The organism is Stenotrophomonas sp. LC732 (assembly GCF_052446685.1).
GTDB lineage: Bacteria > Pseudomonadota > Gammaproteobacteria > Xanthomonadales > Xanthomonadaceae > Stenotrophomonas > Stenotrophomonas muris.
Map to the genome: position 1 here is coordinate 2,368,774 of NZ_CP199214.1, position 12,422 is coordinate 2,381,195.

General features: G+C 69.2%; 1 protein-coding gene. It reads right to left on the minus strand.

What is annotated here, in order from left to right:
• Window positions 1-33 precede the first annotated feature (33 nt).
• Complete coding sequence (locus tag ACT6SE_RS11415) at window positions 34-12,417, minus strand: filamentous haemagglutinin family protein (protein WP_444811159.1); 12,384 nt, start codon at window positions 12,415-12,417, stop codon at window positions 34-36.
• Between the last annotated feature and the right edge of the window lie 5 nt (window positions 12,418-12,422).

Here is a 12,422-nt window from a genome sequence, read left to right on the forward strand (position 1 = left end):
TGGGCAGCAACGTGTGCCGACCAAGGACGGCACCTATCGGCGCTGCGTGCCCTCGTCGCGACTTGCCTGCGGGAACTGGAAGGCACTGTTGGCGTCATAACCGCTGTTGGCAGTGTTGCCACGCGCCGGCGGATTGATGGCGCTGGTACCACTGCCGAAGCCCAGAATCTGCACGCTGATCACCGACGGCTGGTTGCGCCGTGCCTCGTCCTGGCTCTTGCGCATCACATCCTGTGCCGCCTGGCTGGCGCTGTTGGCTGCCGCACTGGCCGAGGCCAGCGCATTGACGTTCACCGATGCCAGCACCGGCAGGCCCTTGCTCTCGCCCTGCACCTGGATGTTGGCCGCGTTGAGCACCTGCAGTGCGGCCAGGTTGATGCTGCCCGAGACGCGGATACCGGCCTCGCCCGCATCGATGGTGCCAAGCGGTGCGATCAGGTCGACGTCGCCCGGCGGTACTTCGGCAATGGGGTTCAACGTCGCGATGCCGGCACCGCTGGCCGGGGCCTGCGGCGACAGGATCACATTGCCCCAGCCGTCATAGACGCGACGCGGTGGCGTGTACAGCAGCGTCGTCTGCGAACCACGACCGGCATTGATGTCACCCTGCTCCGACCAGGCCAGGATGTCGCCGCCGAAGGTGGTCATCACCCGCGACAGGCCCAGCAGCACGCTGTCCTGGCTGAACAGCCGGATATCGCCTTGCCCCTGGGTGACAAGGCCGGCGCTGGCAGGTGGCACCACGCCCTGCACACCGATCACGATCTGCCCACCCGGTGCCATCAGCTCGATGTTGCCGCCCGCCTCGGTACGCACGCCGGAACCACCGTACATCACGATATCGCCGGTACGGCCGATCGTCGCACCGGCCGCATTCCTGTCCGGCATCAGCGTGGCGATGGCTTCGCGCCCACGCAGGTAGGAGCCGAAGCGGGGCCCTTCTGCATCGGTATATTCCCGTCCACCTTCGCGCAACTCGGCGTAATAGACCTGGCGCAGGAAGATGCGCTGCTGTTCCTGCGGCAGCGCATCGAACGCCGCCAGCGCCCCGTCGCCGTCGGCCGCCACGCCGAAGCGCTGCTGCAGCCACTGCTTCAGCTCCTGGTTGTAGACCTTGACTGCCTTGCCCGGCTGCGATGCAAGCGATTGCGCGGGATCGGCAAGGTTGGCAGGGTGCAGATAACGGGCACGCAGGGCCGCGAAGTCGATCTGCTGGTTGCCGGCCGTCAGCGCGATGCTGGCGCCGGGACGGGTGTCGCCCTGCACGATGCCACCGAGGCTGGCGATGCTGCCCGCATCCTCCTGGCGCAGCTGGCGGCCGGCACTGATCTCGACGTTGCCAGGGCCGGCAATGGTCGCATTCAGATGCACGATGTCGCGGCCCGCCGTCGCCACCGTGATGTCGCTGGGTGCGGTGTTCAACGCGGTCATCGACACCCCGAGGATGTCCCGGCCTGCCCGCAGTTGCACGGCGCCGGCGGCCTCGAACCAGTTCAGCTGCGTGCGCTGCCCCGCGTTGACATTCAGCGTGCGCTGGGCGCCGGTGGCCAGACCCATGATGTCGCCCTGCACCGCGTAGAAGCGGCTCGGCGCCAGTGCCGCAGACACAGTGGACAGCGGCGTATTCGGACCGAATGCGAACAGTGGAAGCGACCCCGCCGGCGATGCCGTGTTGCCGTCGACGGACAGGTTGTGCCGCGAGCGGGTCACATTGCCTGCGGAATCCCCCTGCTCGGCCATGAATGCCGGGTCGAAGGGTCCCGGCAGGCGCGCGTCACTGGCCGAGCGCGCGATCTGGGTCGCGCCAGGCTGGGCGAAGATGCCTCCGCCGGCCAGGACGTCCAGCCGTCCTGTCGCCGAGGGTGCCAGCAGAATCACATCCTGCGTCCCCGGCGTGGTGCTGATCCGGTCCAGCTTGATGTCACCCTGCGCAGCAATGGCGCTGAAGCGCGAAGGATAGAGCCAGTAATTCAGCAGATCATCGCCGCCACGCACAACAAGCTGGACCTGCTCCCGCCACAGATTGCTGCCCGTCACGTTTTCCGGCCCGGCGAGGCCTGGCGCGAGGTCACCACCGGCACTGAACAGATCCACGGCCGTGTTGGCGGTCCACAGGGAAAACCACGTACTGCCTGCAGCGCGCGCGCCGTCATCCTGCAGCACCGCGCTGTAGTTGGCCAGCGGAACCCGGCCGGCATCGGCGACGCCGCCGAGCACCACATCGCCCCGCGCCTGCAGCTGCGCGGCGGCGTCGCCCAGCACCAGCACCGGCCCGCCCATCGCGCGGGCGGCGTCAGGCGCAAACAGGTCTGCCGCCCGCTGCTTACCCAGCGTCGCGTAGCTTTCCAGGGTGACGCCCATTGCACCGATGCGCCCCGCATCGAGCTGCAGGCTCCCACGCAGGTTGCTGAAGGTACCGTTGAGGTCGAGATTCTGTCCCGCCCTGGAGGGGTTGAGGCTGGAGATCGTCGCCTGCAGGTTCGGATTCAGCGCGCCACCGATACGCAGCTGCAGGTCGCCGCCGCCGGTCAGGTGCAGCTGGCCATCGCTGACCCGGCCGGTCGATCCCACCGCAGCAATGATCGCACCCGAGCGCGGTGCGATCGTCGAGACCAACGCGTCACCTATCGCATCGCGCACGCCGGCGTCACGCCCGGCCTCCAGCGTCAGGTTGCCCCCGCCCAATGTGCCGAAGCCGGTGAAACCAACCATCCGTGGAGAGGCGCCAGCGGCAGCGGACACGTTGGTGTAGGCGCCAAAGTTCACCCACCAGCTGGTCGGCACCGGCTCCACCCCAGTGGTGCCGCCGGTACCCTGCCGCCACAGCCAGTTGCCGACCGCGGCACTGGAGTACAGCGCCCAGTCGCGATCGCTGCTGCCCGACTCTGCGCGCGCGGTCCAGGCGTCGCCGACGATATCGCGCCCGGCTTCGACGCGCAGGTTGCCACCATGATCCGGATACCAGGCCTGGTAGCCTGCCATCGCGGCGTCATAGCTGCCCGGCACCAGGTTCGGTCCCAGCACTGCGGTGTTCCAAGGGGCCGCTGCACGGGGCGAATTGAAGGCAGCGTCGCGGCCCCCACCCAGCGCGGCGGGAGTGCCGGCGGTGTAGACGCCAAAGCCTGACTTCATCACGACGTCACCGGCCGCGAGCAGTTCCATGTCACCCTTGCCGGTGCGCAGTACGCTCCACGCCGGCGTGCCTGCGCGCTTGCCGTAAGTGGTCACTTCGGTCTGCGTGCCGCCGCCGGCGCAGTAGGTGGGCGCGGTGCTGCAGAACTCGTCTTCGGTCATGCCAAACATCGCGGCGAAGTCCTTCGCAGGAGTGCCTGCGTAGGACTCGTCGCCCCAGTAATCCAGCGAGCCCTGCGCGGCCACCTGGCGGGGTGCCGGGCCGCAGTAGTCGGCCGACATCGCGCAGAACTCGTCTTCGGTGAAGCCGAACATGTCGGCCAGCTCCGCGATCGGACGGCCTGCATAGGAGGTGTCGCCGATCCAGTCCAACGATGCCTGCTCGGTCAACGCGCGATCCCCCACCCAGATGATTTCCGTCTTGACCGTGCCGATCGAGCCCTGGTGGGTATCGGCCAGCACCACGCTGCCATCGCTGCCCCAGCGCCGGCTGCGTGGGTCGGCTGCCCCGGCATCGGCGCCGGCAACAACGGTCAGGTCCCAGGAGGTGGTGCCCTCGGCCAGCATCGGCGCCAGCGCCCAGTTGCGCCCCTGGTTGCCGCCGGCATCGGCCGGCCTCAGATTCACCGACGCGTCGCCGGGCAGCTCCACCTTGGTCAACGACGGGATGTACGCGCCCACCTTGAGCGCGACTTCGCGTGCCAGGCGCAGCGCAACCGGCAGCACCGCGCCGGCGGGCCACTCCTGTGCCGCCATCTGTACCGCACTGCGCAGGCGGAAGCCGGCTCCCAGCCGCGCACCGGCCGCCAGCATCAGCGGCTCCTGCAGCACGGTGCCCGCGGCCAGCGTCTGCCCGGAGTCGGTGGTCACCGCCGCACCCAGCACCGTGCCTGCAGGCAGCCGCAGGTTCTGCGAGATCACCATCGGCGCGGGCAGCACGGTACCGACCGGAAGCGTTACCGATTCGACCGGCACGTCATAGTTCAGGCGGGTGCCGGCCTGGAACTCGGTGCCGGGCTGCAGCTTCACTCCGTCCACCGGCACCACCAGCCCACCGCCAAAGGGGGTGTGCCCCGCGCTGCCATTGCGGCCCTCGTACAGCTGCCAGCCGCCCTCATCCGGCGTGGACGGCGGCGCTGCGAACCCATCGTTGATGCTGCCGTAGACTTTGATGTTGCCTTCGGCGCGCAGCACCAGCGAGGCCGATTCGCCGAAGCCACGCCGCGATGGATCGGCGCGGTTGGCATCGGGGCCGTAACGGTAGCCGGACAGATCGATGTCGCCGGCGATGGTCAGGTCGCCGTCCGGGTTGGCGTCGCTGCGCCGCGCCAGCACCTGCACGCCGGGACGAAGGCGGACATCGCCCAGCGCCCGCGTGCGCTGCTGCAGATCGGCGTTGCCCAGCGCACCATCGATCCAGGCCACGCTGTGCGGATCGACTACCTGGTCCAGCCACTGCTGGGTGACCAGCTGCGCGCGGTTGCCGCGCACGTCAGCGGTGGTTGCCAGGGGCGCATCGTCGTAGCGGCGAACACCATTGAGCTGGATGTCGGCCGCGCCATCGATGCGCAGGCCGGTGGCCGCGGCAATCGCCGCGTCGTTGCTGCCCAGCCGCGGCACATCGATCTTCAGCGTGCCGCGCGGGGTGCCATCGTTCTGGCCAGGACGTCCACCAACGGCAACGTCGCTGCCCGCACGCAGGTCCAGCTGCGCCGCGCTGCCCAGGCCGACGGCACCCTCGGCGCTGCCCAGCGTGATGGTGGCCCGGTTGGGACTGTCGATGATCTTGCCATGGCTGTCCACGCGCAGGCCGGTACCGTGCGCGTCCAGCGTGCCGTCCACCTGCAACTGATCGCGGGCGTACAGGCGGATGCTGCCGACCTGCTCGCCGCTGGCATCGATGCGGCCGGCCACGGTCAGGCTGCCCGCATCGACGCTGATATCGACCCGGCGCGCCTTCACTTCGTCGCCGATCCGCAGATCGCCCTCACCGATCTGGAAGCTGCGACCGCCGACGACGCCGCCGGCAGTCAATCGCTGGTTGAGGCCGGCGAAGTCCTGCAGCTGGCGTGCCCGCACCACCAGTTCGCCACCGTCATAGGGCACCAGCGTGCCACCGGCATCGTAACGACCAGTGGCGGCACCCTGCAGAACACCGGCCAGATCGGCTCGGCCGGCCATTGCGGTGACCGTCAGGCGTCCGCCGCGGTTGTTGCGTGCGGAAACATCGATGCGGGAGGCCGCATCGGCGCGGATGTCACCCGTGTCGCTGGACAGCAGGACATCGCCGCCCCAGCTGAACTTGTCCACGTCGTACAGCGAGACCTTGCGCCCGGCCAGGTCCAGCGCGGCCCGGCTGCCAAGCGTGATGCCCTCGCGCGCGTTCGCCAACAGCCGTCCGGACGCCAGCGCGATCGTGCTGTCCAGCGCGATCCGGTTGGCGTCGATGCTCAACTCACTGCCCAGTGCATCGCCACCCGTCTTGCCGGCGCCACCCTGCAGGCGGAAGTCGCCGCCGGTGCGCACGCGCAGCTGCGCGGCGGGATCGGCAGCCAATAGCGGTGTATCGATACCGAGGTTGCCTCCGCTGTACTGCCACCCCTTGTCGGCCAGATAGTCGCCACGCTGCTGGAATACGTCCAGCGTGCCCTGCGCGGAGAACGACAGCTGCTCCGAAGCACTCCGGTTCAGCGCATTGAAGCCGAGCACCTGCCGGTTCGCAGGTACTTCAGAGCTGGGACGGCTGAATGGCGCCCGCCCCAGCTGCAGCTGCCGGGTGACGATGTCCAGTTGCCCGGCCCCGAGCCGGTCCACCATCGGATCGGCCGGCGGCACCGTCGCGTCGCTGCCCGGCACCTGGCCCGCCGCCAATGAGCCGTCCCAGACCAGCGTGTCCACCAGGATGCGCGCGCGGTCGGTCGCCGCACCGTAGCCGCGGATGGCCTGCGCACCGAGCACAAGCGTCTGCAGGCCACTGCGGCCGGTGGCACTGTCGCGCGCATCCAGGTCGACGCTGCCGAACACGTTGACAGACTCCCGCGCGACCAGGCTCAGCGTGTCCAGCGCCGGCGCGCCGGTCGCATCATTGCCGCGCAGCAGTTGTTGCAGCACGGACTGGTTCATGGTCATGCCACTGGGCAGCGCCCCGGCCGCAGCGGCCTGGGCGATCGCTTCGGCACTGCCGAGGTTCAGCGCCGCCATGCTCAGGCCGAGCTGGCGGGTGCCATAGCTGGCCGAGTCGCGCATCTGCAGCGCGCCATCGGTCGCTACCGCGATGCTGCCATCGGAAACCAGCCGCGTCTGGCCGTCGCACGCCGCCTGGCATCCGCCGATGTCGATCGCCACCGGACCGGCCTCCACCCCGGTGGTGCCGGTGATCAGGTTCAGGCGCTGGTTGGACACCGCCAGCAGGCCGCCGGAGACCTGGTAAGGCAGGGTCGCGCTGGCATTCGCGTTGGCGGATGCGAACGGCAGTGTATCGAGGGTCGCACCGGCCTCGACCAGCACGCCGCTGCCACCGGAGGCCGCTGCCACCAGCACTTCCGGTGCGTTCAAGGTGACGCCGGAACGGATCGCCACGCTGCGCGCCTGGCCGGTCACCGCAACCTGCGAGGCCTCCTGGTTGAACTGCCCGCCGATCATCATCCGCGCCGGCAGGAAGGCATTGAGCGCGTCGTCGCTGAAGGTGGCGCCGCGATCACGCGCCTGCGATGGCGCGCTGCCATCGACGATCTCCAGCGAACCGACCGCCGGGCTCGCCAACGTGGCTGCCAGCGTGCCACCACGCCCCTTGTCGGTGGCAGCCGCGAACCGCGCGGTGCCGGCGAAGTGGATGGCAGGCGTGTCTGCACGACCTGCACCTTCGCCCAGCGCAAGGGTCAACCCGAGCGCATCGATGGTCTGCCAGCCACGCGACTCGCCGCGGCGGTCAGCTACCGATTGCGCGAAGCTGTTGTAGGAGGTTTCGTTGTAGCCCGAGTGCCGGCGTACCACGGCCGCGGGAGTCAGCAGGATGTCGGTGAGCAACGGTGAGATTGCCGCGCCCAGCGCCGTGCGCTGCTGCCCGGACACACGCCAGGTGCCGGTGCCGGTCGCAATCGGTTGCACGATGCCGGAGGTGCCGGTGGCGCCCAGCTCCACCCGGAATGCGCCGGGCTGCAGCGCATAGCTTGCCGGCATCAGCGTGTAGGTGCCGGCCGCCAGGCCGGGCACGCCAGCCGGCACGGTGATCTGCTGGCCCACCGCCGGAGCTGCGAACCCTTCTTCGCCACTGGGGGCGAACGCCCCGGCGCGTCCCGGTACGATCGCGTACACCGGGTTGCCCGACGCACTGAACCCGTAGCGCGGGTTGGCGTCGGCCAACGCCGTACGCAGGACGTCGACAGAGCCACCGCGTCCTGACACGAAGGCGGCGCCGGTCAACTCACCACCGCCGGACATGTCCAGCAGGGCCCCCGGCGCCACCTCGATCTCGTTGGCCTTCAGTGTCACCCCCATCGAGGAGATGCCGGCCGGCGTCAGCGAACCCAGGCTGCGCGTACCGACCCGCCAGTCAACACCATCGACGGTGCCACCATAGGGCAGCGACAAGCCGGCGCCGCTGGTCGAAGTTACGCTGCCTGGCAGCAGTTCCACCCGGCTGCCGACGGTTCCGTTCTGTATCAGGCCACCCAGCTGCAGCGTGCCCATCGGCGCCTGTACGTTGCCGCCCTGCTGCACCGTGGCGGCCACCAGGCGAAGCGTACCCAGCGCCGATTCCGGCGCCGGCTTCGTGGCCGCACCGGTGCCGTGGATGCGCAGCACGGCATCCGGATCGGACCAGTAATCAGCGGTCTGCACGGTCTGCGCCGACGCGCCGGCCACCAGCGTGCCGACCGCGCCTGTGGTGGGATACAGGCGCGCAGCGGTCACGTCCATCGAACCAGCCGTCATCAACGCGCTGGTGTTGCCACTGCTGGCAATGCCGTTGGTCAGGCGCACGTCACTGCGGCTTTCCAGCGCCACATGCTTGAAACCCGGCAGCCAGGTGACGTCGCGGATGTCGATCAGCCCGGCGTGCACCGCCAGCGCGTGATCTTCCGGCCCGGACGAAGCGACCGCGGCGGTGCCCTGCAGGTTCTCGCCCGGCATCTGGCGCCAGCGTGCCTGCGCCAGGCGAACGTAGGGCGCACTCAGTCGCAGCCCCGACGATGGCCCGGCATCCACGGCCATGCCCAGGCTCGAAGTACCCTGGCCGTGGATGCGCAGGCTCTGGGCCAGGCGCAGGTCGACGTCGCCGACCGCGCGGATGTCACCGAACACGGACAGATTGTCGAAACCGCCAGCCTGCAGCTGCTCGACCGACAACGCGGCGTGGCCATACTCCAATGTGGCCGGCAGTGGCTGCCCCGGTGCGCTGTGCTGGCTGAGGGTGATCGCACGTGACCGCAGTACCTCCTCGCTGGCGCCACGTGCATGGATGCTGCCGCCAAAGGCCAGCCCCAGGGTGCCGCCGCGTGCGCCGGCACCGCCGGCGGCCGCATCCATCCCGCCGTCCAGGTACAGCGCATTGGCCGAGCGCAGCACGATCTGCCCGCCATCGCTGTCCACGCGCACGCGGCCCTGGCCGTCGACGTCCAGCTCGGCCGACGCGCCCCGCGCCTGCAGGCGCGCACCGCGTTCGACCACCACGAAGGCTTCCGGTGGTCGGTTGTCGACGAACGCTGTGGTCTCCCAGTCCAGCGCCCCGCCAATCTCGATGCGTCCACCCGCGCGCACCTGCCCGCGCAGACGGCCGCTGGAATCGGGCAGCGAAATCGCGTCTGCATCGGCATCCAGCAGCGCGCCTTCGGCGAAACGCCAGGTGCGTTCGGTGCGCTGCCCGGCGTACAGCGCGTTCTCCGGGCGCACATCGTCGATCAGGATGCGTCCGCCCTTCGCGCGCAGCGTGCCTTCAACATCGATGTTGCCCGCACCAAGCAGCGAGATCGTCTGCCCTGGATCGACCGCCACCAGTGCATCCTTGCCGACCCGCAGGTCACCGCCCACGCTGTTGCGCTCCGAACGCAGGCTGACGCTCGCACCCGCGCGCTGGCTGACGCGCCCGCTCGACGGATCGGCGCTGTACAGCGGCGCGTCCCACGCCGCCAGTGCGGACGCCCGGTCGGTCGCCATCCGCGCGTCCTGGGTCAGGCGCAGGCCTGGCAGGACAGCGACCAGCCGCGCGCCATCGGCCACCTCCACGCCTTGGTGGCCATTGATGTCGTACTGCGCGAAGCCACTGCCGAACAGGCCGGGGTCCAGTCGCAGCGACGCGCCCGCCAGGTCCGCATCGCCCACCCGCACCTGGCCACCGGTCCCCAGCGAGAAAGAACCACCGCCCTGTCCTCGACCACTGAACCGGCTTCCCTCACCCAGTTGCACCCGGCCACTGCCGTCGGTCGTCACCGTACTGCTGTTCGCCTGCAGGCTGACGCTGCCGCCTTTGCCGATATGGGCCTTGCCGCGCAGGTCCAGCGCAGCACCGGCCTCGACGTCAACCGTTGCCTTGGCGCCCACGGCCACGTCATGACTGTTGCCCAGGCTCAGGCGGCCGCCATCCGTCCAGGCACCGCTCGCGTCGCGCGGCATCGCCAGTGACGCATTGCTCCACTCACCGGAGAGATCGATCCGCGTGCCGTCGGCAATGACGGTGCGGGCGCGACCATCGTGCAGCAGCGCCGTCGGCCGGCCCTGGACATCCAGCAGGTTGCCCGCCGACAACTGGCCGCCGGCAATGCCGATGTCGCCTGCCAGCTCCACCTCGCTGCCGGTCAGGTTGAGCTGCCCGCCGGCCTGAAGCCGAAGACTGCCGTCGATACGGATGCGATCGGCGGTCGCCAGGTCGATCCGCCCCCACTGCTGGGCACTCAGCTCTGCGATATCCAGCCACACCGTGTCACGCCGCTCCTCGTTGACCGGAGCCGCCAGCGACCACGCCGTCTTCGTCGGAGCCTTGTCACCCAGGCGCACATCCGAGCCGAACACACCACTGCGGCCCTGGCCGTCGTAGCGCCCCAGGTACAACTGTGCATTGCGCGCGACCGCCGTCTGCGCCTGTGCATAGCCATCCAGCGCGGCATCCGGCCTGCGGTTCTGCTGCGCGCCCTGGAAGGTGGCAGTCTCAACCTTTCCATCCAACACCGCGGTCGGTGCGGAGACGATCAGCCGTCCTGCATCGCGGCCGACCGTGTACCCGTTATCGACCCGCCGCGCCGCGAATACGATCGGATCACGGAAGGTCTCGGTGATGCCCCAGCGTTCCTGCTTCACTTCATGGCCGCTGTACAGGCCATCGAACAGCATCTCCGCTGGCGCCTCATCAAGACGGTAGACCTGGCCATCAACGCCGCGCACCCAGCTCTGCCGGACCACGCCGCTCTGCACATCCAGGCTGCCGCCGGCAAGGTTGATGCGTGAGCCACCCTGCGTGATCACTTCCCTGCCGCCCAGCAGGACGGTGCCTCCCTGCGCAGCCCATTCGCCGATCGAGTGACCCTGGTTGTCGAGGTAGCCCCCCACTTCCAGCAAGCCGCCTGCGGCGTACCAGCGCTCACCCTCGTAGCCCCCGGTAACGGCCGGAACGTGGACCAGCCTGCGGCGGTCGACCCAGACTTCGCTGCTGGTCAGCTTGCCGCTGTCGCGGTTGTCCAGGGCATCGCGCAGTTCGTTGCCCTGCACCTTGACCTGGACATTGTTGCTCTCCATCGACACCTGCACGCCCACTGCGCCGGACACGTCCACGCGCGCGGCATCGTCCACGTAGCTACGGGCCGCCGCATCGGCGATGATCTGGCCGCCCGTGGCAACCGTCAGCGAATCCGCGCTGAAATGGATGTTGCCACCCGAGACGATCTCCACCCGCGACTGGTCCCGGCGATCATTGTGCTGGGACAGATTGTCGAAGGTTGCCGAACGCGCGCCAGCGCGGATCGCGTCCTGCTCGGCCGATTCCTTGATTAGAGCGTCGCGCTGCGTATCCAGCACCGTGGTCTTGCCATCGTCCTCGATCAGCACCGCCGTGGTGGCTCCGTCAGCAAGCGTGACGCTGCTGCCTGCATCACTGGCCGAGGCCAGAAGATGCACGGTGCCGCGCTGTGCAAGCGTGGTGCTGGCCACGGCCACACCGGCCTGCTCGACGCTGCGTCCGGCCAGGGTCACGTCACCCTCGAGTGCGCGCAGCAGGCCGGTATTGCGCACGCTGCCAGCCGTGCTGCCAGCGATGAAGCGCGGCGCGATTTCATTGCCGCGGGTGGTGGCACTGGTGTTGGTGGCCGTACCCACGCCGCGCCGGATCACGAAACTGTCACCTGCTGCGAGCTGCACCTGGCCCTTGCGCGCTTCGATCTGGCCAGCGTTGTCCACGCTGTGCCCGGCCAGCAGCGCGTAGCCACCGCCGCGCGTCGCACTGGTCGGCTCATGGGTCGCGATGCGCGCGCCCCGCTCCACCATCACCTTGCCGAATGCATCGCTGAGCGCGCTGCTGCTGGCGTCGGGGCTGTACAGGCCGTTGTCGCGGAACTGCGCATCGCTGATCCGTGCTGCAGCCGCCAGCAGATTGCGTACATTGACCTGGCTGTTGTTGCCGAACACCACGCCGTTGCGGTTGGCCACGAACACCGTGCCACTGGCCTTCAGCTGGCCCAGGATCTGGCTGGGCCGCGCCTGCGGATCGTTGACGCGGTTCAGTACGGCCCAGTCAGGGTTCTGCAGGAAATTCAGCGTGGTGTTGCCGCCGATGTTGAAGGTCTCCCAGTTCAGGATCGCCTTGTCCGCGGTCTGCTCTACCGTGACCTGCACCCTCCCGTCGCTGCCCTGCGACTGGATCGCGTCGCGCGCATTGAGCCAGCCACGGGTCAGCGGGTTCTGGTCGACGCTCAGGCCGTCCTTGCCGAGGCCATCGGCGACGATGAAGCCAGCCTCGCGGCGCGCCTGCCGGGCCTGTTCCTGCAGGCGCTGCTGCAGGGCAATCGCCTGCGCCGCAGTGCCAAGATTGTCGATCGACTGCTGCAGCTTCTGCCGTGCCGCATCCTGCTGCTGGGCCGGCAACTGGAACTGGATCGGCACGCCGTTGGGCATCCGGCCACTCTGTGCCGCGCTGCCCTGGGCCGCACCCCGTTCGGCGAACCAGCCCGGAGTGAACGCCTGCTGCGCCTGGCTGGCCGGGGCTACCATGCTCCCCAGTGCGACCGCGATGGCCCACGCCATCGGATGATTGCGGCGCATCGACGCGGTCGGATGAACAGCGGACGGGAGCGGGTGCGACATCGGAA

Excerpts from the sequence above, each read along its gene's own strand:
- ACT6SE_RS11415 (WP_444811159.1), bottom strand. The coding sequence starts at position 12,417 with ATGTCGCACCCGCTCCCGTCCGCTGTTCATCCGACCGCGTCGATGCGC.